Origin of the sequence: Faecalibacterium butyricigenerans (assembly GCF_020687345.1) — a bacterium.
GTDB lineage: Bacteria > Bacillota > Clostridia > Oscillospirales > Ruminococcaceae > Faecalibacterium > Faecalibacterium butyricigenerans.
This window is the reverse complement of the sequence record NZ_JAJEQL010000001.1, coordinates 125,305-145,750: the sequence shown is the minus strand read 5'-3', so window position 1 is coordinate 145,750 and position 20,446 is coordinate 125,305. Positions and strand designations below refer to the sequence as shown.

At 63.4% G+C, this 20,446-nt stretch carries 21 protein-coding genes and 1 other RNA gene; 11 read left to right on the top strand and 11 right to left on the bottom strand.

Annotated features, from left to right (window positions below; translation table 11 throughout):
- Positions 1-153: 153 nt before the first annotated feature.
- The 7 genes from LKD23_RS00705 to LKD23_RS00675 form a co-directional block, all read right to left on the bottom strand.
- The gene (locus tag LKD23_RS00705) at positions 154-723 is read right to left on the bottom strand and encodes an HD domain-containing protein (protein ID WP_227619887.1); all 570 of its coding nucleotides are present in this window, start codon (positions 721-723) and stop codon (positions 154-156) included.
- A 1-nt stretch (position 724) separates the two neighbouring features.
- Positions 725-946, bottom strand: a complete 222-nt coding sequence (locus LKD23_RS00700; RefSeq protein WP_227619886.1) for a YdbC family protein — start codon at positions 944-946, stop codon at positions 725-727.
- Between the two features lie 101 nt (positions 947-1,047).
- Positions 1,048-1,467: a hypothetical protein gene (locus tag LKD23_RS00695; RefSeq protein WP_227619884.1), complete on the bottom strand. Its 420-nt coding sequence runs from the start codon at positions 1,465-1,467 to the stop codon at positions 1,048-1,050.
- 78 nt (positions 1,468-1,545) lie between these two features.
- On the bottom strand, positions 1,546-2,025 hold the full coding sequence (locus LKD23_RS00690; RefSeq protein ID WP_227619883.1) for a peptidoglycan-binding domain-containing protein: 480 nt from the start codon (positions 2,023-2,025) through the stop codon (positions 1,546-1,548).
- A gap of 29 nt (positions 2,026-2,054) precedes the next feature.
- On the bottom strand, positions 2,055-2,690 hold the full coding sequence (locus tag LKD23_RS00685; RefSeq protein WP_227619882.1) for a stage II sporulation protein R: 636 nt from the start codon (positions 2,688-2,690) through the stop codon (positions 2,055-2,057).
- A gap of 408 nt (positions 2,691-3,098) precedes the next feature.
- Positions 3,099-4,466: a PFL family protein gene (locus tag LKD23_RS00680; protein ID WP_227619881.1), complete on the bottom strand. Its 1,368-nt coding sequence runs from the start codon at positions 4,464-4,466 to the stop codon at positions 3,099-3,101.
- A gap of 12 nt (positions 4,467-4,478) precedes the next feature.
- Positions 4,479-4,748: an ACT domain-containing protein gene (locus LKD23_RS00675; protein WP_227619879.1), complete on the bottom strand. Its 270-nt coding sequence runs from the start codon at positions 4,746-4,748 to the stop codon at positions 4,479-4,481.
- A gap of 502 nt (positions 4,749-5,250) precedes the next feature.
- Here LKD23_RS00675 and LKD23_RS00670 point away from each other — a divergent pair.
- The 4 genes from LKD23_RS00670 (at position 5,251) to LKD23_RS00655 (ending at position 8,262) form a co-directional block, all read left to right on the top strand.
- The gene (locus tag LKD23_RS00670; RefSeq protein WP_015563659.1) at positions 5,251-5,730 is read left to right on the top strand and encodes an Lrp/AsnC family transcriptional regulator; all 480 of its coding nucleotides are present in this window, start codon (positions 5,251-5,253) and stop codon (positions 5,728-5,730) included.
- On the top strand, positions 5,730-6,902 hold the full coding sequence (locus tag LKD23_RS00665; RefSeq protein ID WP_227619878.1) for an aminotransferase class I/II-fold pyridoxal phosphate-dependent enzyme: 1,173 nt from the start codon (positions 5,730-5,732) through the stop codon (positions 6,900-6,902). Before LKD23_RS00670 ends, LKD23_RS00665 begins: the two co-directional genes overlap by 1 nt.
- Before the next feature lie 14 nt (positions 6,903-6,916).
- The gene (gene ispE, locus LKD23_RS00660) at positions 6,917-7,798 is read left to right on the top strand and encodes a 4-(cytidine 5'-diphospho)-2-C-methyl-D-erythritol kinase (RefSeq protein ID WP_227619876.1); all 882 of its coding nucleotides are present in this window, start codon (positions 6,917-6,919) and stop codon (positions 7,796-7,798) included.
- A gap of 257 nt (positions 7,799-8,055) precedes the next feature.
- The gene (locus tag LKD23_RS00655; protein WP_227619875.1) at positions 8,056-8,262 is read left to right on the top strand and encodes a DUF378 domain-containing protein; all 207 of its coding nucleotides are present in this window, start codon (positions 8,056-8,058) and stop codon (positions 8,260-8,262) included.
- Positions 8,263-8,442: 180 nt separating this feature from the next.
- Here LKD23_RS00655 and ssrS read toward each other — a convergent pair.
- A non-coding RNA gene (ssrS, locus tag LKD23_RS00650) (6S RNA) lies at positions 8,443-8,646 on the bottom strand.
- 17 nt (positions 8,647-8,663) lie between these two features.
- Entirely contained in the window at positions 8,664-8,984 is a 321-nt protein-coding gene (locus LKD23_RS00645; RefSeq protein ID WP_227619873.1) for a DUF1292 domain-containing protein, read from the bottom strand.
- A 263-nt stretch (positions 8,985-9,247) separates the two neighbouring features.
- Between LKD23_RS00645 and LKD23_RS00640 the strand changes: the two genes are divergently transcribed.
- Entirely contained in the window at positions 9,248-9,985 is a 738-nt protein-coding gene (locus tag LKD23_RS00640; protein WP_227619872.1) for a peptidylprolyl isomerase, read from the top strand.
- Positions 9,986-10,102: 117 nt separating this feature from the next.
- On the opposite strand, the gene LKD23_RS00635 is transcribed toward LKD23_RS00640, so the two are convergent.
- A complete protein-coding gene (locus LKD23_RS00635; RefSeq protein WP_227619871.1) occupies positions 10,103-10,600 on the bottom strand; it encodes a hypothetical protein in 498 nt (165 codons plus the stop codon).
- A 263-nt stretch (positions 10,601-10,863) separates the two neighbouring features.
- Entirely contained in the window at positions 10,864-11,295 is a 432-nt protein-coding gene (gene ruvX, locus LKD23_RS00630) for a Holliday junction resolvase RuvX (RefSeq protein WP_227619870.1), read from the bottom strand.
- A gap of 115 nt (positions 11,296-11,410) precedes the next feature.
- Here ruvX and LKD23_RS00625 point away from each other — a divergent pair, with 115 nt between their 5' ends.
- The 6 genes from LKD23_RS00625 (at position 11,411) to rplT (ending at position 20,426) form a co-directional block, all read left to right on the top strand.
- Positions 11,411-14,764, top strand: coding sequence for a PD-(D/E)XK nuclease family protein (locus LKD23_RS00625; protein ID WP_227619869.1), 3,354 nt, complete (start codon positions 11,411-11,413; stop codon positions 14,762-14,764).
- Positions 14,761-18,447: a UvrD-helicase domain-containing protein gene (locus tag LKD23_RS12925; protein WP_227619868.1), complete on the top strand. Its 3,687-nt coding sequence runs from the start codon at positions 14,761-14,763 to the stop codon at positions 18,445-18,447. Before LKD23_RS00625 ends, LKD23_RS12925 begins: the two co-directional genes overlap by 4 nt.
- A 20-nt stretch (positions 18,448-18,467) precedes the next feature.
- On the top strand, positions 18,468-18,848 hold the full coding sequence (locus LKD23_RS00615; RefSeq protein WP_227619867.1) for a PBECR2 nuclease fold domain-containing protein: 381 nt from the start codon (positions 18,468-18,470) through the stop codon (positions 18,846-18,848).
- Positions 18,849-19,248: 400 nt separating this feature from the next.
- Positions 19,249-19,800 carry a translation initiation factor IF-3 gene (gene infC, locus LKD23_RS00610; RefSeq protein ID WP_149793865.1) on the top strand — a complete coding sequence of 184 codons (552 nt, stop codon included), beginning with the start codon at positions 19,249-19,251 and terminating at the stop codon, positions 19,798-19,800.
- An 18-nt stretch (positions 19,801-19,818) separates the two neighbouring features.
- Positions 19,819-20,022 carry a 50S ribosomal protein L35 gene (gene rpmI / locus LKD23_RS00605; RefSeq protein ID WP_005928215.1) on the top strand — a complete coding sequence of 68 codons (204 nt, stop codon included), beginning with the start codon at positions 19,819-19,821 and terminating at the stop codon, positions 20,020-20,022.
- A 53-nt stretch (positions 20,023-20,075) separates the two neighbouring features.
- Entirely contained in the window at positions 20,076-20,426 is a 351-nt protein-coding gene (gene rplT, locus LKD23_RS00600; RefSeq protein WP_015563667.1) for a 50S ribosomal protein L20, read from the top strand.
- Positions 20,427-20,446: the final 20 nt, after the last annotated feature.

Sequence of the window (20,446 nt, the reverse complement as noted above, 5' to 3'; positions counted from 1 at the left end):
TTGACAAGGTGATTTTGTCTAGAAACTGCTGCCCTCTGTAGCAGGGCACTATTGTTTTTAATACAGATAAACTTCGCTCGTCCAGCGTGGGCCTTGCCGACACGCCAGTGGCTCCCCCTTTGGGGGAGCTGTCACCGAAGGTGACTGAGAGGGCTACCGAGTCTCCATCAGATACGTCGCCTCAAGGTCGGAGATATGCAGCTTGACGGCCAGAGGGTACTTCTCGAAAGCCCCCGACAGGGCAAAGCTGCCGCCCCGGACGGCGTCGTCGAAGCCGCCCATATGCCAGCGGATGGCCACGGCCTCCTCGACCTTGAGCTTCATGAACCGCTCGATGAGAAAGACGCTCTTCTCGCCGTGGCCGTAGGGGAACATATCCTCCACGCTGTAGGAGGGCACCTTCTCCCACTTTCCGGTCTCGTCGTTCTTCACGTTGCGGGTGCCTTTTTTGTAGAAGTTGGCCTTGCACAGGTCGTGGAGAAGGGCGACGATGGCGTAAGTCTCCTCCGTGTCGGTGTCCGGCTCGAAAAAGCTGCTCCGCAGCACCCGGTAGACATTGAGGCTGTGGGCGCACAGCCCCCCGTCATAGGCCCCATGAAAGCGGGTGGAGGCCGGTGCGGTGAAGAAATCCGTCTTGGTGTCCAGCCAGTCCAGCAGCTTTTCGCTGCCGGGGCGGGTGACGTACCGGTGGAAAATGTCCAGAAACTCCTCGCGCTCCGTCATCTTACAGCTCCATATCCTCGAGGATGCCCTTGAGGATGGCCAGCTCGTCGTGGCTCAGGGAGATGCCCTTGCCCATGCGGGTGCCGTCCGGGGACCAGTCGCGGATGTCATATTTGGGGTCGCCGTCGTTCCAGCTGATGAGGTTCAGCTGACGCTCCCAGCCCCGGGGACGCTCGCCGAGGACGGCGATGCGCTCCACGATCTCATATTTGATCTCTGCCATAATAGATTACCTGCCTTTGCTTTGTTTGCTACCATAATAAAAGAACTGCGCAAAGATTTCAACAGGTAATTGGAAAATATTTTCTGAATTTTAGTCCCATTTCAACCGTAAGGCGCTTCTTCGCGCCACTCTACCAGCTGTAAAACGCCGCTCTCGTCTTTGTCGGGCACCGGCTGGCGGCTCTTCGTGTGCTGCTCTGCACCGAAAAGCCCGTCTCCGTACTGTGCCATCACGCCCGGCGACCGCCCGGCCAGATACTCGGCGGCGTTCTTCTGCCGACAGGCGACAGGGGTGCCGTTCGTCATCGGGACGCCGGGCTGCTCGATCTCGGGAGGCAGCTGCACGTCGGGGCCATCCGGCTGTGACGGCGGCTGCTGGGAGCCGCAACCCGGTTTGGGCGGCTCTGTGCACGGCGGCTGTCCGAGGGCCGGACTGACCCGGCTGCCCGCCGCCTCCGGCGGACTGCTGGGGCCGGGTGCGTCCTCAAGCTGGCGGCGGATGAAGGGTGTGAGAGATTCCATAAAAAACACCTCCGTACTTAGGGTGTGCGGAGGCGTGGGAGAATATGCGCTGGGCCGCTGCCCAGACTCCTTTTTACATCACGCCGTCGGGAACAGCTTCTCCCATGTGGCCTTGCCCACCGTGCCGTCGGCGGTGAGGCCATGGCGGGCCTGATAGCGCTTGACGGCAGCAGCAGTACCTGTGCCGAACTTGCCGTCGGTGGTCAGGCGCTCGCCCTCGGCATTGAGCTTCTGCTGCACCAGACGGACGCAGCCGCCTGCGCTGCCGCTGCGCAGCACGATGCCGGGGTAGGGGACGGTCAGGCCGTGCTTGGCCGTGTAGCGGGCGTAGAGGACGTTCCATGTGTTCGCGCCCACCTTGCCGTCCTCTGCCAGACCGTACCGCAGCTGGAACTCCCGGACGGCCTTTTCGGCCTTTGCACCGAAGCGGCCGTCCACGGTGAGGGCTGCGTGCCATGTGCAGCTGTCCCGGATGCCGTTGAGCCATGTCTGCACGAGGGCCACGTCGGGGCCGGAGCTGCCGCGCTGGATGAGTGAGTAGTAAGCAGGGATCGCCATAGTGTTGTCACACTCCTTCCGCGCCTATCCTATGCGGCGTCGGGGCAGAGCGTTCCCCCGGCCAGCACTGCATCCTCCCGGGGGGCGGTGACTTCGCTCCACCACTCCACCAGCCGGAACCGCACGAGGTACTCCCCGCAGACGAGGTCGTTTTCTTCGGGCTGCGCATACCCGCCGCAGGCCGACCGGCAGAGGCCCGGGTAGAGCACACACCACCAGTTGCGGCCCGGCCGGTGAGTCCCGATGTCCAGCCGCACTGCATCGTACCGTCCGGCGGGCAGGGCCGTTCCTGCGTAGCGCCGGGTGGGGAAATACATATTGACGAGGCAGGCGTGCACCGGTGCGTGGGTGCCCCGCGCTGCCAGCACCTCCCGGGCTGTCAGCTCGAGCCGGACGAGATTTGACGCCGCCCAGACCTTGGCGTCGGCTTTGCCGTCCGCTGGGCAGCTCTCGTCGGCGAGGGCCAGCACGGCATCCCGGACGGCCAGCTTCGCGCTCTGGTCCCGCACTGCGTTGGTGTCGGCCCGGATGTGGAGCCGCAGGGTGTCGGCAGCGAGGGCGTCGGCGGCGTCCAGCTGCCCCTTCGCCCAGCCCGCCCCCAGCGACAGCAAAAAGCAGAGCAGCAGGGCGGCGCACAGCGCCCCCATCTCCCGTCGTGATAACATAAAAACCAGCCTCCTCTGGAAGTTTTATCCAGAGGATGGGCTGGCGGAGGGTGGTTTATTCACAGTTCCTTTTCGTCGAAAAGTATGCTATACTTAATATGCGGTTCACCCCGCCATCATACGGGAGAGGGGGTGAAAGCATGGAGCATTTCCCTACACTTTTCGTATCTGTCGCAGCGAATGTTGTGTCTCACTTCATTTGCAAGTGGCTTGACAGATAACGACAAGAACCGCAAAGCCTAAAAAGGAAAGCCCCCTTGGAGGTCGCAACTCCGAGGGGGCTTTTCCATTGGGATGAAAGCCAATGGAGTCCTTACACTTTCTATCTTTATTATATGCGATTTCCCGCAGAAGTCAAGCACTGCACGGAAAGTTTACAACTCCTGTATCAGAATGCCGGAGCCTTGCTCAGTTCTTCAGCGACTGCATGGGTGCGGGAAGGCGGCCGCCGCGGTTGATGAAGACGGAGGGGTCGCGCTGGTTGACGGGCATGATCGGCCCGTAGCCCAGCAGGCCGCCGAAGTCCAGCACCTCGCCCGCCTTCCGGCCGATGGCCGGGATGACGCGGACGGCGGTGGTCTTGGTGTTGACCATGCCGATGGCGGCTTCGTCGGCGATGAGGGCGCTGATGACGGCGGGGGTGGTGTCGCCGGGGATGATGACCATGTCGATGCCCACCGAGCAGACAGCCGTCATGGCCTCCAGCTTCTCGATGGTCAGACAGCCGGACTCGGCGGCGTGGATCATGCCGTCGTCCTCGCTGACGGGGATGAACGCGCCCGACAGGCCGCCGACATGGTTGGAGGCCATGACGCCGCCCTTCTTGACGGCGTCGTTCAGCAGGGCGAGGCAGGCGGTGGTGCCGCAGCAGCCGCAGGTCTCAAGGCCCATCTCCTCGAGGATGTTGGCCACGCTGTCGCCCACGGCGGGGGTGGGGGCCAGAGACAGGTCGATGATGCCGGCAGGCACGCCCAGCTCCTCGGAGGCGAGGTTGGCCACCAGCTGGCCCACGCGGGTGATCTTGAAGGCCGTCCGCTTCACCAGCTCGGCCACCTGATCGATGGGGGCATCCTTGGGCAGACGGGCCAGCGCGGCGCGGACTGCGCCCGGGCCGGAGACGCCTACATGGATCTCGCAGTCCGGCTCGCCGGGGCCGTGGAACGCGCCCGCCATGAAGGGGTTGTCCTCGGGTGCGTTGCAGAAGACGACGAGCTTTGCTGCGCCGATGCACTGACGGTCGGCGGTCAGCTCGCTGGCCTTCTTGACGGCCTCGCCCATCAGCTTCACGGCGTCCATGTTCAGGCCCGCTTTGGTCGCGCCGATGTTCACCGAGCTGCAGACGATGTCCGTCTCGGCGAGGGCGCGGGGGATGGACTCGATGAGGCGCAGGTCGCCCGCCGAGAAGCCTTTGTGGACGAGGGCAGTGTAGCCGCCCACGAAGTTGACGCCGACCTTCTTACCGGCGGCGTCGAGGGTCTTGGCAAAGTCCACCGGGTCGGCGTCCGGGCAGGCACCCAGCAGCATGGCGATGGGGGTGACGCTGATGCGCTTGTTGATGATGGGGATGCCGTACTCGGCGCTGATGTGCTCCACAGCGGGCACGAGCCGGGCGGCACGGGTGGTGATTTTATTGTAGATCTTTTCGCAGGCCTTTTTGGGGTCCGGGTCGATGCAGTCCAACAGGCTGATGCCCATGGTGACGGTGCGCACGTCCAGATTGTCCTGCGTGAACATCTCGATGGTCTCGAGGATGTCGCCGGTGTTCATCATGTTCATATTCGTATCTCCTCAGATGGTATGCATCGCGTCAAAAACTTCCTGACGGGTGAGATTGATCTGCATCCCCATCTCGGCGGCGAGAGCATTCATCTTCTGGTGCAGCTCCTCGTGGGAGACATTGCACTTGGTGATGTCCACCAGCATGATCATGGCGAACATACCCTGCAGGATGCTCTGGGTGACGTCTTCGATGTTGATGTTCAGCTCGCTGCACAGGCCCGAGACGCGGGCGACGACGCCCACGGTGTCGTGGCCGATGACGGTAATGAATGCTTTCATAGTTCTACCCCTTTGTTGTGATGTTGTAGCCCTCTCAGGCGCTTCGCGCCAGCTCTCCCATAGGGAGAGCCACTGGCGAGTCGGACAGGTTCACGCTGGACGAACGAAGCGCAATATTTCAGGAACGGTAGTGCCCTGCTGCCTGAATTGACGGCAACTAGACAAGGTGCGCTTGTTTCGAAGCCGCTGCCCTCTGTAGCAAGGCCCGCCCTTTTGCGTCATGTTACACCTAAGCGTCCAGCTCAAAGTTGTCCGGCCTGCCAATGGCTCCCCCTTTGGGGGAGCTGTCACGCCTGCGGCGTGACTGAGAGGGCAACTCCAGTATAGCAGATTTCACGAAAAATGAACACTCTTTTTGGAAAAAAGAGCAGGGAAGAAGGGCAAAAGAGTGTCTATTGCGGGCGGAATGGGGCGGGAAACTGCAAAAACCGGGTGCAAACCGCCCGCTGGTGTGTTATACTGATAGAAATATCGCCACAGGCTGAACAAAGGAGAAACGACTATGGAACAGCTTCTGAAGATCCTTGAGGACAACGCCCGGATGTCGGTGGAGGACATCGCGGCCATGCTGAACAAATCCCCCGCTGAGGTGGCGGCGATGATCGACCTTGCCCGGGCGCAGGGCATCATCAAGGGCTACAAGACCCTCGTGGACTGGGAGAAGGCCGGGGTGAACCGGGTGGAGGCCGTCATCGAGCTGAACGTCAGCCCCAAAAAGAGCCGGGGCTTCGACGAGATCGCAGCCACTATCGCCTCCTTCGACGAGGTGGAGAGCGTGCTGCTGATGAGCGGCGGCTACGACCTGCAGCTGGTCATCAAGGGCCAGACCTTTCAGGAGATCGCCCTCTTCGTGGCAAAGCGTCTGTCCCCGCTGGACGATGTGCTGTCCACAGCTACCCACTTTGTGCTCCGCACCTACAAGAAAGAGGGCCGTCTGTATCAGGACGAAGAAATCGATGAAAGAGAGTGCACGGTGCTGTGATGGATTATGATAGACTGATCGCGCCTGCCGCCGCCGCCATGCGGCCCTCCGGCATCCGCAAATTTTTCGACCTTGCCGCCGAGATGCCCGAGTGCATCAGCCTCGGCGTCGGCGAGCCGGACTTCAAGACCCCGTGGGCCGTCCGGGAGGCCGGCATCGAGAGCCTCGAGCATGGCCGCACCCGCTATACCTCCAACGCCGGTCTGAAGGAGCTGCGGGCCGAGATCGCCCGCTACCTCGACCGCCGGATGGGCCTGAAATACGACCCGGCCAAGGAGGTCCTTGTCACCGTGGGCGGCAGCGAGGCCATTGATATGTGCATCCGCACACTGGTACAGCCCGGGGATGAGGTCATCATCCCCGAGCCGTGCTTCGTCTGCTATGAGCCGATCACGACCCTCTCCGGCGGCGTGCCGGTGCACGTGGCCTGCCGTCAGGAGGACGAGTTCCGCCTCCGGGCCGACGCCCTGAAAGCCGCCATCACCCCGCGCACCAAGCTCCTCATCATGCCTTTCCCCAACAACCCCACCGGCGCAGTGATGGAGCGGGCAGACCTTGAGGCCATCGCCGAGGTGCTGCGGGGCACCGACATCATGGTGCTGTCGGATGAGATCTATGCTGAGCTGAACTACGGCCTCCAGAACCATGTCTCCATCGCCACCCTGCCCGGCATGGCTGAGCGGACGGTGGTGGTCAACGGCTTCTCCAAGACTTACGCCATGACGGGCTGGCGGCTGGGCTACGCCTGCGGCCCCGCGCCCATCATCAAAATTATGACGAAAATTCATCAGAGCGCCATCATGAGCGCCCCCACCACCAGCCAGTATGCCGCCATCACGGCCCTCAAGGACTGCGACGGCGAGATCGAGCGGATGCGCAACGAGTACAATATGCGCCGCCGCCTCGTGGTCAAGAGCTTCAATGACATGGGCCTGAGCTGCTTTGAGCCTCGGGGCGCATTCTATGCCTTCCCCTGCATCAAGTCCAGCGGCATGACCAGCGAGGAGTTCTGCACCAAGCTTCTGGAGCAGAAGCACGTCGCCATCATCCCGGGCAACGCCTTTGGTGCGTCCGGCGAGGGGTATGCACGGGTGTCCTACGCCTACAGCGTGGAGCACCTGATGGAGGCCCTCCGCCGCATCCGGGAGTTTCTGAGCGAGAACGGCAAGTGAGGAGGGGACAGACGATGCGCAGCAGTGTGACGGTGCTGGCTCCGGCCAAGCTGAATCTGGCGCTGGATGTGGTGGGTATCCTGCCCGGGGGCTACCACGCGCTGGACATGACCATGCAGGCCATCTCGCTGTATGAGCGGGTGGTCATCCGCCGCAGCCCCTACCTCGACCTGACCCTCCCGGGCAGCAAGGTCAAGGCAGGCCCCGGCAACACCGCCATCAAGGCGGCGCTGGCCTTTTTTCACTACACGGGCCTGCTGGCGGGGGCCGACATCACCATCTATAAAAACGTGCCTGTCCGGGCTGGCATGGCAGGCGGCAGCGCCGACGCTGCCGCCGTGCTGGTGGGCCTGAATGAGCTGTATGGTGCGCGGCTGTCCATGAGCGAGCTGTGCGCGCTGGGGGCGTCCATCGGCGCGGACGTGCCCTTCGCCCTCATGGGCGGCACCTGCCGGGTGCAGGGCCTCGGCGATGTGCTCAAGCCCCTGCCGCCTCTGCCGGAGTGCTGGTTCACGGTGGTCATGCCCGACTACGGCGTCTCCACCCCTGAGGCATTTGCGGCCTATGACCGGGTGGGCAGCAGCGTCCACCCCGACTGCGCCGCGCAGGAGGCCGCCATCCGGGCCGAGGACCTCGACGGAGTCTGTGCCGCCGCAGGCAATGCCCTCGAGGAGTGCAGCGGCGCGAAGGACAATGAGGCCATCAAGAACGCCCTGCGGGAAAACGGCGCGGTCGCTGCCCTCATGACCGGCAGCGGCGCAGCGGTCTTTGGCGTCTTCCGCACCGAGGGCGAGGCCCTTGCCGCTGCTGCCGCCCTCCGTCCTCGCTGGCCGGAGGTCTATACCGCCCAGCCCGTAAGGGGAGGGGCGGAGGTGCAGCCGGTGAGACGGCGCTGACCTTGCCTGCGGGCAGGACGGTCTTCGGCCAACCTCTCACTCGTCGCGCCCGCCAAGGCAGGGTTGCGGCATTGCGTAAGCGATGACGGAGAGGTTATCCCCATTATCGCAATTTTCAAAAATAGTGCCTATCAAAATGGCATCTTTGCGATATGCAGTTTGCGGATGTTGCTTGTGCATTAAAAACGCAAACTGCTATAAATGCATAACCCTCCCTTCCTTTGGGCATACTGCCCGCAGGAAGGGAGGGCCTTTTTGTGCAGAGCTTTTACAAAATCTGTCTCGTCCTGATGATCGTCGGGGGCATCAACTGGGGGCTGGTGGGCCTGTTCCAGTTCGATTTCGTCGGCTGGCTGCTGGGGGGCAGCGCGTCCATCTGGTCGCGCATCGTCTTTACGCTGGTGGGCGTGGCCGCAGTCTGCGGCATCCCGGGGCTGTTCGGTGACGACGAGACCGGGGAGTGACCCCGGCCTCCGGACAAAGCAAAAAGGCTCTCGTGCCGTCAGGAATGCGGCGCGAAAGCCTTTTTTGTATCGTACAGGGCGCTCATGCCAGCAGGAAATGATGGCACGAACAGATCTCGGTACCTCAGACTCCCATGCCGACCGAAAAGAATGGCACGAAAGCCAGTGTGTTTTATAAAAAGATATCCCACCCGATCGTCTGCGGCAATCAAACCTACCCTTACGGACAGGTGGGTGCCCTGTCGCCGGTTTCGCGCTTCCTCATCGAGCCTTCATGGTCGACCCATGACGGGGAGGTCTGCAATCCACCGGAGAACTCCAAGCTCCCGTTGATTGATTAGTAGGATCATATAAACCGCAACAAATCGAGTCGGGCAGGAAAACCTTACGCAGTTGACAAATCAGTCGATCTCGAACTGGTCGCTCAGACGCTTCTCGAACAGCTTGCTGACTTCCAGCAGCGTCTCATCGTCCTCCACCACGTCGAGATACTCGCCCTCGTCGTCCTCGCCGACACTCAGGATGACCAGCTGGGCGTCCTCGTCCAGATCGTCCTCGTTCTCGGCATATTCCACGACGGCAAGATAATGCACGCCCTTGTGGTCCAGAGCGTCGATCACTTCAAACGTGACCTCGTTGCCATCCTCGTCCTCGAGGGTCATCAGATCAGGCTGATACTCCTCTTCGGTCTCAGCGGCGGGCTTCTTCATCTCTTCTGCCATAGATCACGTTCTCCTATCGAAATACCGGGTATGCACTATTATACAAACAGATTATCTCACATATGCCCCGGCGGCCCCATCGCTCTGGTGCTGTGGGTTCCGGGTACGCCTATAGTTTAGCGTTTTTATCGTCACTCGTCAAGAGTTTTTTCAAAGAAATTATCGGACAAAGTTTGATGCTTTTTTCTCTCGCATTTCATCCCGGAATGTGCTATACTATATCGATAGCTTTTACTACAGCATACGAAGAGGGAGGCCCGGATATGAGAGCCTTGAAAAAAATAATGGCCGCACTGGCCCTGACGGCAGTGCTGGCCGGGTGCAGCGGGGGCGGCGTCCTCTCCAGCCTCAAGGGCGGCAGCACGTCAGCTCAGAGCATCAGCCGCCCTGCGGTGGAGTCGGCAGAGCTGCAGTTTGCCCACCCGGCGGCGGGGGACACCATCGCGGTGTTCGACACCTCGGCGGGCATCTTTAAGGCCGTGCTTTTCCCCGACGAAGCCCCGCAGGCGGTGCAGAACTTCACCACGCTGGCCGGGCAGGGTTTCTATAACGGTCTTACCGTCACCCGGGTGGAGAAGGATTTTGTGGTCGAGGCCGGGCAGGGCGCAGACGGCAGGGGCACCACCATCTGGAACGGCAGCCGCTACCCCGCCGAGACCACCGATAAGCTCCACCATTACTCCGGTGCTCTCTGTGCGGCGGCGGACGCCTCGGGCGAATGCGCCAGCGTTTTCTACGTCATGGAGACGCTGCCGGGCGCAGACTCAGTGACGCAGGAGCTGACCGACCAGATGACCGCCGTCGGCTGGCGGGCCGAGGTCATCAGCGCTTACCAGACGGCGGGCGGCGCACCCTATCTCGACTACACCGATACCGTCTTCGGGCAGGTGTACGAGGGGATGGACGTGGTGGACGCCATCGCCCGGACCAGCGTGGATGAGGCTCAGCGCCCCACCGAACCCATCACCATCAACAGTGTGACCATCACGAAATTTGAATAAGAAGCTGTTTTTCCGCCCTCCGGGCGGTGGGACGGCTGCAAAAAATCACCCGCCAACTGGCGGGTGATTTGCGTTTATGGGGAAATCAGACGAGATGCGGGGAAAATCGGGAAGAGATCAGAGATTCCTGCCCACCCGCAGGGAGATGGCAACATAAGTCTGGCCGCGAATGGTCCGGGCCACTACGCCTGCCTTGGTATAGTTGCCGTTCAGGGCAAAATCCAAGGCTTCGTTTTGATCGCTACCTTTGATTTGATCGATGATCTTCTGCAGCGTGGTATCGTTGTAGTCGTATTTAGCGACCAGAGTGAGGGTGGCGTTCTTATTGTCGTTGTCCCACTTGGCATCCACCTTGTTGAAGAACTGGTATCCGAGAGCATTGCCCTTCAGCTCAAGCTCATGATCCAGATCGTCCAGACGGGCGTTTGCAACAGTACGCATCCCATCGTCATTGGCCAGAGCCACGGCGCGGCCGTTGTTGATGGCCCGCATCACCTTGGCTTCGGCTTGGGCCTCCGGGCCGGAAGAGCCGCCGCCACCGCTGCAGGCGGTCAGGAGCAGAAGGGTCAGTGCACCGGCCAGAAGCAGGGCAGTCAGTTTTCTCAGTTTTGTCATGTGGGTCGCCTCCGATCGTTTTTGTTTTGGTGAGTCCAGTTGTTTTTTCTCATGAAGAAGCGTCATCTCCGGCCATCTGGGCAGGGGGTTCTTCTACCCTCATTTTATCGGAGAAGAGCCGGTGCTGTCAAGCCGGAAAACTATACAAATTCGGCGCGGGAAAATTGTGAAAACAAACCGGAAAATGACGATTTTCTGCGGGCTTCGCAACAAACTGTCCGGACTTCGCAAAGAAACTTTGCCGCAGGAGCGGCGGGAGGATTTCAGACCTCCCCCGGATGCTCCTTCCGCCATGCGAGATAGTCGTCCAGAATAACCGTCGCGCTCACCGAGTCGAGGATGTCCTTCCGCTTTGCGCCGAAGGTGCCGCTCTCGTCGAGGAGGTCGGCGGCGGCGCAGGTGGTCTGGCGCTCGTCCCACATCCGGACGGGCAGCCCGCTCCAGATCTCCACAGTCTTGGCCAGCTTCCGGCTCTTGCGGGCACGCTCGCCCTCGGTGCCGTCCATGTTCAGCGGCAGGCCGATGACGATCAGCTCCGCCCCAATGTCCTTTGCCACCTCGCAGACCTTCGAGGCCACCTTGTCCCGGGCCTTGAGGGTGATCTGGGGCGTGATGGCGGTGGTGAGAAATTCGGTGCGGTCGCAGGTGGCGAGGCCGGTGCGGCTGTCACCGTAATCTACTGCTAGTATTTTCATGCAGGGTCATCCTCCTGAGATGGTTTTTCTCCATTGTACCACAGAATAGATGTTGCTGCAATTTTGTGGTACAATGAGAGATAAGCAGAAAATCCACCCAACGGAGAGATTCATCATGTTAAAACTACTTTTAGGCGCTTCCGGCAGCGGAAAGACCACCCTGCTGTACCAGCGCATCCGCGCCCGGGCCGAGGCGGGCGGCAGGAGCATCCTGCTGGTGCCGGAACAGTTCACCTCGTCCACCGAGGGCCGCATCCACCGGGAGCTGGGAGACGCGCTGAGCGGGCTGGTGGAGAGCTTTTCCTTCACCAGCCTCGCCGAGCACATCCTGTCGGCGGAGGGCGGCTCCGCTGTCCAGACCCTCAGCGATGCGGGCCGGGCCGTGCTGGTCCGCCGCGCTCTCGAGGAATTGCAGGACAACGTCCATTATTACTATCGCCACCGCCGCTCTGCCGCCTTCTGCCAGATGGCTGCGGAGACCATCGACGAGCTGAAGAGCGCGGGCCTCTCGGGCCAGCGGCTCTATGCGCTGGCGCAGGAGTGCGGCGCGGACAGCGCAAAGCTCAGCGAGCTGGCCCTCATCTTTCAGGGCTACGAGACCCTGCTGGCCGGGACGGGCATGGACCCCTCCGACCGCCTCACGCTGGCTGCGTCCCGCCTTGAGAGTGCCCTTGCCCGGGGAGGACTGCCGGAGTTTCTGCGCGGCCGGGAGGTGTTCATCGACGAGTTCGATACCTTCAACGCCCCGAAAAAGCGGCTGATGGGTGCGCTGCTGGCCTCTCTGCCCACCGTGACGGTAGCCCTTTGCGACGACGGCGCCCCCCTCATCCCGGGGGATATGAGCCTTTTCTCGGGGGCAAAGCAGGTGGCGGCACAGCTGCGCCAGCTGGCCCGCCGGAGCGGCACCGAGGTGGCCGTGCCGGAGCTGCTGCGCCGGGACGTGCGCCACGCCGGTGCCCCCGGCCTCGCGGCAGCGGCCCGGCTGCTGGCGTCGGGCCAGTGCGACCCGCCCCCGGCCTGCCCGGAAATAAAGCTCTTCGCCGCCCCCAGCCGGGAGGAGGAAGCCCGGGCTGCGGCTGCGGCCATCCGCCGCCTCATGCGGCAGGGTGTCCGCTGCGGCAGGGTCGCCGTGGTCTGCCGCGACATTGCAAAGTACCGCGCCGCCGTCCGGTACGAGTTCCGGATGGCGGACATCCCCCTTTACTGCGACGAGCCGACCAGCCCTGAGTTCAGCGCTCCGGCCACGGCGGTGCGCTGCCTGCTGGCCATTGCCCGGGGCGCAGAGCTGACCGAACAGCTCACCACGCTGGCAAAGACGGGCCTGTGTGCCCTCACCGAAGAGGAGGTCTGCGCCCTCGAGAACTACGCCTACACATGGTCGCCGGGCGCGGCAGCGTGGCGCGCTCCCTTCGAAAAGAATCCCCGGGGCTTCGGCGACGCAGACCCCACCGCCGAGGATACCGAGAACCTCGCCCGGGCCGAGAAGGCCCGCGCCCTCCTTGTAACGGCCGCCGACGGTCTGCGTGCAAAGCTCCGCTCTGCCAGCGCCGAGCAGATGAGCCGCGCCCTTTACTTCTGCCTCAAGGAGCTGGGGGCCGAGGAGGCACAGGCCGCGCAGGTGGAGGCCATCCGGGCCGAGCGGGGCATCCCCGCCGCCGAGGAAGCCGCCCGGGAGTGGAATGTGGTCATGGGCCTGCTGGACGAGATGGCCAGCCTGTTGGGTGGTCAGAGCGTCACCATCGCCGAGTACGAGGAGCTGTTCGGCCTGCTGCTGCGCTCCTCCGACCTCGGCCACATCCCCCAGACGCTGGACGCTGTGGTGCTGGCCAGCGCGGGCAAGATGCGCCTCGATGCGCCGGACTACGTCTTTGTGCTGGGCCTCTCCGAGGGCGAGTTTCCCGCCGCGCCCGGCGAGACGGGCCTCCTGACCCACGCCGACCGGGACGCCCTCATGGCGCAGGAGATCGAGCTGCCCGACTGCTTCGAGAACCGGGTCGTCCGTGAGCAGGTCTGCTTCTACAAGGCCCTCACCGCCCCGGCCAAGGGCCTCTGGCTCAGCTGGCCCAAGGGGCAGGGCCAGACCCTCTGCGCCGCCCTCGAGCCGGTCGTGGACCTGCTGGCTCCTGCTGCTCCCGTGCTGGAGCTGCCCGACCTCGCCGCCACCCCCGCCGACGGCCTCGATGTGCTGGGCGGCGGCTGGCCCCTGACGGACACCGAACGGGCCAGCCTCACCGAGGCCCTCTGCGCTCCCGGTGCAGCCGAGCCGGAGGGGCTCGCCCTCCTGCGCCGGATGGCGGGCCGCGCCCCCCGTCAGGTCAGCGACCTTGAGGCCCTCGAGACCCTATTGGGGCGGCGTCTGCGCATTTCGCCCAGCCAGCTGGAAAAATATTACACCTGCCGGTACGGCTATTTTCTGCAATATGTTCTGGGCCTCCGCCCCCGCAGGCGGGCCGAGCTCTCCGCCGACCAGAGCGGCACCCTCATGCACTGGGTGCTCCAGATGGCCCTCGACCCCCATCCCGGCCCCGACAACCCCTGCGCGGGCCTGCAGCCCTTCCTCGACCTCGACGACGAGGCCATGGCAGCGCTGGCCGGGCTGCTGGTGGACGAGTACGCAAAGCGCTACCTCCCCGAGGACACGGCCCGCTTTGCCTACCTGCTCTCCCGCCTGAAAAAGAGCATGGCAGGCCTGCTGTGCTACCTGCGGGACGAGCAGCGCCAGTCCAGCTTCCGCCCCGTGGCCTGTGAACTGAAGATCGGCCCCGGCGAGGACGCCGTCCGGGGCCAGACCTACCGCCTCTCCGATGGGCGGACGGTGCAGCTCGTCGGCACGGTGGACCGTGCCGATGAGTGGATCGAGGACGACGGCACCCGCTGGGTGCGGGTGGTGGACTACAAGACCGGCTCGAAGAAGCTGGACCTCCGGGAGGTCTACTGCGGCCTTGACTGCCAGATGCTGCTCTACCTGTTCAGCCTGACCCGGGACGCGGGCGGACGCTTCACCGGGGCCGAACCGGCGGGCGTTTTGTATCTGCTGGCCGACCCCGCCCCCGAGACCACCACCCGGGACAAGGCCACCCAGACCATGGACTACAAGCTGGACGGCCTCGTGCGGGACGAGCGAAAGGTCTTCGACGCCATGGACGCCGAGGAGACGGGGCGGTATCTGCCCTTCAGCTTCCGGGGCGGCGAACCCAGCCCCTACCAGAAGGACAAGCGAGCCGACAAGGCCAAGCTCTCCCGCATCCAGCTCCACCTCGACGACCTCGTCACCCGGATGGGCGAGCAGCTCTACAGCGGCTGCATCGCCGCCGAGCCGCTGGTCACGGGCCGAAGCCCCTGCCGGTGGTGCGATTACGGCTTTATCTGCTGCCACGAGGACGGCGTGGGGGAGCGCGCCCTCGACGCCCCCGCAAAGCCCTTTGAGCCGTCCGAAGACCCCGATAAGAAGGAGGAGAAAGACCCGTGAGCGAGACAAAATGGACCCCGGCCCAGCGTGCCGCCATCGACGACCGGGGCGGTGCGCTGCTGGTGAGCGCCGCCGCAGGCAGCGGCAAGACCGCCGTGCTGACGGAGCGGGCCGTCCGGCTCATCACCGACCCGGAGCACCCCGTGGACGCCGACCGGCTCCTCATCGTCACCTTTACCAACGCCGCCGCCGCCGAGCTTCGCGCCCGCATCGGGCAGGCACTGCTCCGCCGCAGTCAGGCCGAGCCGTCCAACACGGCCCTCCGCCGCCAGCGGATGCTTTTGCAGCGCGCCCCCATCTGTACCATTGACGCCTTCTGCCTCGACCTGCTCCGCAAGCACTTTCAGGCGCTGGACATCCCGCCCGATTTCACCCCCGCCGACCCCGGCAGCGTGGAGACGCTGCGCACTGCGGCCCTCGCCGAGACGCTGGAAGCGGCCTATCTGAACGCGGATTTCTGTGCCTTCGCCGACCTTTACGGCAAGGGCCGCACCGACAGCGCGGCGGGGGAGGCCGTCCTGCAGGTCTATGACTTCCTCCGCGCCCTGCCCGACTACGGCAGGAAGCTGGACGAGATGCTGGCCCCATGGCAGGACGAGAAAGGCTTCGTCCGCACCTGCTGGCACGACATCCTGCTGGCCGAAGCCGCCCGGTCGGCCCGGGCGGCGGGGGAGCTGCTGTCCGCCGCATTGAAGGACAGCCGGGCCGACCTCGTCACGGCGCGGGCCGACGCCGAGGCCAGCAAAAAGACCCCCGCCGCCAAGGAAAAGGCTGTGGCGGGCATGAATGAGCGGTTCGCCGAGCCGCTGGAACGGCTCGAAAGCGCCGCCGCCCTGCTGGGAGAGGTGGAGCATCTGGCGGAGGCGGGGGAGTGGACGCCCCTCTACGATAAGCTGACGCCCTACGTCCTCGGCATGGAGCAGGTCCCCGGCCTCAAGAATATGAAAAAGCGGCTCACCGGCGAGCACAAGGACGCTGTCAAGATCCGGGCCGACGAGGCCGCGAAGCTCTTTGAAAAAATAGAAGATCTGATCAGCTGTAGTCTGGACGAGGCCGAGCTGGACCGGAAAGCCGCCGAACCCCGCCTGCGCGCCCTTTTTGCCGCCGTGCGGGACTTCGACGCCCGCTTTACGGCCCAGAAGCGGGAGCGCCGGCTGCTGGAATTCAGCGATTTCGAGCATCTGGCCCTTCGCCTCCTGCGGGACGAGGACGGCCAGCCCACCGAGCTGTGCCAGAGCATCCGACAGGGCTATGCTGCCGTCATGGTGGACGAATATCAGGACACCAACGCATTGCAGGATGCCCTTTACCGCTGCCTCGCAAGCCCGGCAGGGGACGACCTCTTCCTCGTGGGCGACCTCAAGCAGAGCATCTACCGCTTCCGGCAGGCCGACCCCACCATCTTCCGGGAGAAGCTGGAGAGCTGGCCGCCCCTGCCCGGCGGCGCGGCCCGCCCCCGCCCCGAAGAGGGTACCCCCGGCAGGAACGCCCTGCTGGCGCTGGACGCCAACTTCCGCTCCGCCCCGCAGGTGGTGGCGGGCATCAACTTCCTCTTCGAACAGCTCATGACCCCTCAGCTGGGCGATACGGCCTACGGCGACGGCCAGCGCCTTGTCTGCGGTGCGCCGGGGGAGTATCAGGGCAGCGTGGAGGCCTGCTTCCTGTCCGATGACACCGCCGAGACGGATGCCAATTATATTGCCGACCGCATCGAGACGATGGTGTCCTCCGGTGAGCCGGTGCGGGATGGCGGCACCACCCGCCCGGTGCAGTATGAGGACTGCTGCGTCCTGCTGGCAGCACGCGGCGACTTTCCGGCCTACGCCGAGGCCCTGACGGCCCGGGGCATCCCGGTCTACGCCGACGCCCGGGAGAACCTCTTGGACGCACCCCACATCCGCCCCCTCATCGCCCTGCTGCGGGTCATCGACAACCCCGCGCAGGACATCTACCTTGCTGCCGCTATGCTCGGCCCCATGTTCGGCTTCACCGACGATGACCTCGTCCGCCTCCGGGCAGGGGCGCAGAGCACCGACCAGCACACCCGCATCAGCCTCTACGGCGCGGTATTGCAGGCTGCACGCAGCGGGGCGGAGGATGACTTCACCCGCCGGGTGGGGGCTTTTTACCAGCGCCTCGCCGCCCTGCGCCGGATGGCCCGGAGCGTGCCGGTGGAGGAACTGCTGGAGGAGATCTTTGTCTCCACCGGCTATCTCGCCGCCCTCGGTGCCATGGAGAACGGTCAGCGCCGCCGGGAGGACGCAAGAAGGTTTGCCGCTTTCTGCGCCGGTGCGGGCGCGGGGGGCATCTCGGCCCTCGTCCGGGCCATCGACGCGGCCGCGCTGGCCGGTTCCACCGGGCAGGAGACCACCCCCGGCGGGGCAAGGCCCGGCTGCGTCACCATCATGACCATCCATCGCTCCAAGGGCCTGCAGTTCCCGGTGGTCTTTGTGGCCGACACGGCCCGGCAGTTCAACGCCGCCGACACCCGCCAGCCCGTCCTGCTCCACCGGGTCTGCGGGGCGGGACTCCGCCTCCGTCCCGAGGGCGGCGAGGGGTCTTATCGGACGGCGGCCTACACCGCCCTTGCCACTGTCCACGCTGCTGAGCTGCGCAGCGAGCAGATGCGGCTTTTGTATGTGGCGCTCACCCGGGCGCAGGACAAGCTCATCCTCACCGTCCCGCTGGGCATCGGCCGGACGTCCAACCCCTTCGCCAAAGCCGCCGCCTTCCTTGCCGCCGGGGCGGGCCAGACCCTGAACGCGCAGGCGGGCAGCTTTGCCGACTGGCTGCGGGCGGCCCTCCTCGTCCACCCGAACGGCGGGCCGCTCCGCCGCCTTGCGGGGAACCTTGAACTGCCCTTTGTGGACACCGGGAGCACCCTCACCCTCACGGTGCAGGCAGACCCCCTCCCGCCCGCAGGGCCGCGCACCGAGGAGAATGCGCCGCCTCAGCCTGCGGCTGACCCCGCCCTTGTGGAAACGCTGCGGCAGGGCTTCGGCTGGCAGTATCCGGCAGCGGCGCTGGCGGATATCCCCGCCAAGGTCAGCGTCACCAGCCTCGTCCACGCCGCCGAGCGCACCACTCTTGAGCGCCCGGGCTTCCTCTCAAAGGACGGCCTCACCGCTGCCGAGATGGGCACGGCCCTCCACGCCTTCCTCGAGCACGCCGACTTCGCCGCGCTGGCGGCGGTGCGGTGCGGGGAGGATGCCGCTGTGCTGGATGCAGTCCGCACCGAGCGGGAGCGTCAGGTGGCGGCACAGCTCACGCCCCCCGCCATCGCCGAAAAACTGGATGAAAATAAGATCCTCCGCTTTGTGCGCAGCGAGGCCTTTGACCGCATCTGCGGTGCGGAGGAGGTGCTGCGGGAGCTGGCCTTCATCACCTCGCTGCCCGCCGCAGAGGTCATGGCCGCGCAGGGACGTGCCCTGCCGGAGGGGGACAGCGCTGCCGACGCCGGGGTGCTGGTGCAGGGCATTGCGGACATCGTCCTTATCTACCCCGACCACCTTGAGCTGCTGGACTACAAGACCGACCGCCGCAAGACACGCGCCGATTTCGTCCGCGCCTACCGCGCCCAGCTGGAGCTGTACGCCAAGGCCATCGACAAGCGCTTCGCGCCCCGGCGGGTGACGTATAAGGGAATCTACTCGCTGGAGCTGGGGGAATTGATCGAAGTATAAAACGACAGGAGCATAGAACTATGGGAACATTGCTTTTAGGTGAAATCGAATCGTCGCTCCTGCAGGGATACTTCGGCGAGCTGCGGACGAAGGAGGTCGTGGTCACAGAGGAGAGGATGGAACACATCCGGGAACGCCATCCGGAGGATGTGGAGCTGTTCGCTCTATATGGTAAGGAAACCGTCCTGAAGCCGGATATTCTGCTGGTGGATGAAAAGCATATCGGAACAGTCTTTGCAATAAAGCGTCTCCCGGAGACGAATCTGAATGTCGTCGTAAGGCTGGTGATGGAAACAGACCGGCCAGACCGCAAGAACTCTGTCATGACCTTTTACCGCATCCGGGAGCGCAACCTGAAAAAGCTGATGGAGAAGAATCGGCTGCTTTACAGCCGGGAATAATCGTGGTATAATCAGCATAGGATAAGAGTGCATTTGAAGTAGAGAGCGTGCTGCTACACACCCACTGGGTCAAAAGAAATGCGGGAACGGGCACACCCGCCAGATGCAATCAACGGGGGAACGGCAGAAATGCCGCTCCCCCATTCCGTTGTCCGGGCATCTTTTTCTGAAAAATCGCATAAAAATGCTTGACAGCCTTTTCGGGGTGTGGTAGAATACCCGAGTAAAGAAAGCAGCTACGGCCTGTGCCGCGCTCGCCTTGTGGAGTCTGGGCTCCCGGGCTATACCCCGAACCGGTTCGTCTTAAAGAACGAATCGCGCTTTTGAGTGAATTTCGCGCGGCTGTCCCGAAACTGGGGCGGCCGCGTTTTCTATGCCAAAAACGCAACACTATGGACTATTGTTTGGAGGTGCATTCATTATCGCTACCGCTGGAAAGTCGAAGGAACTGGAGATCAACGGTCAGATCCGTGACCGTGAGGTTCGCCTGATCGGTGCTGACGGCGAGCAGAAGGGCGTGGTCAGCATTCAGGTGGCCATGCGCGCTGCTGAGGACGCCGGCCTTGATCTGGTCAAGATCGCCCCGCAGGCTGTCCCGCCTGTGTGCAAGGTGCTGGATTACGGCAAGTACCGCTTTGAACAGCAGAAGAAGGAGAAGGAAGCCAAGAAGAACCAGAAGGTGGTCGAAGTCAAAGAGACCCGCCTCTCGCTCAACATTGACACCAACGACTTCAACACCAAGCTGAACCAGACGGCCAAGTTTCTGGCCGCTGGCCACAAGGTAAAGGCTTCGATCCGTTTCCGCGGCCGTGAGATGGCGCACAGCGCTCTGGGCGCCGACGTGCTGAAGCGCTTCGCCGAGGCCCTGCCTCAGGCAAGCATGGATAAGCCGCCGGTCCTCGAGGGCCGCACGATGTCCATTCTGCTGATCCCGAAACCCAATAAGGACTAATTTTAGGAGGATACTAAAATGGCTAAGATGAAACTGAAGACGCACTCCGGCGCTAAGAAGCGCTTTAAGCTGACCAAGAACGGCAAGATCAAGCGCGGTCATGCATTCCGCAGCCACATCCTGACCAAGAAGACCACCAAGCTGACCCGTGGCTATCGTCAGCCCAGCTACGTTGACAAGACCAACGCAGCTACCATCAAGAGCATGCTGCCCTACGCCTAAGAGCGAGCCGCAAGCGAACACATTCTACTGAGATACTAAAGGAGATATAAAAAATGGCACGTATTAAGGGCGCAACCATGACTCACAAACGTCGCAAGAAGATGCTGAAGCTGGCCAAGGGCTTCTACGGCTGCAAGAGCAAGCACTTTAAGATGGCTAAGCAGCAGGTCATGAAGAGCGGCAACTACGCTCTGGCTGGCCGCCGCATGAAGAAGCGTCAGTTCCGCAACCTGTGGATCTGCCGCATCAACAACGCTGTCCGTCCTCTGGGCATGAACTACTCCAGCTTCATGGCTGGCCTGAAGAAGGCTGGCATCGAGCTGAACCGCAAGATGCTCAGCGAGATGGCTATCAACGATCCCAAGAGCTTTGCAGCTCTGGTCGAGACCGTGAAGAACGCCTAATAGACCTTAAAAAAGACGCC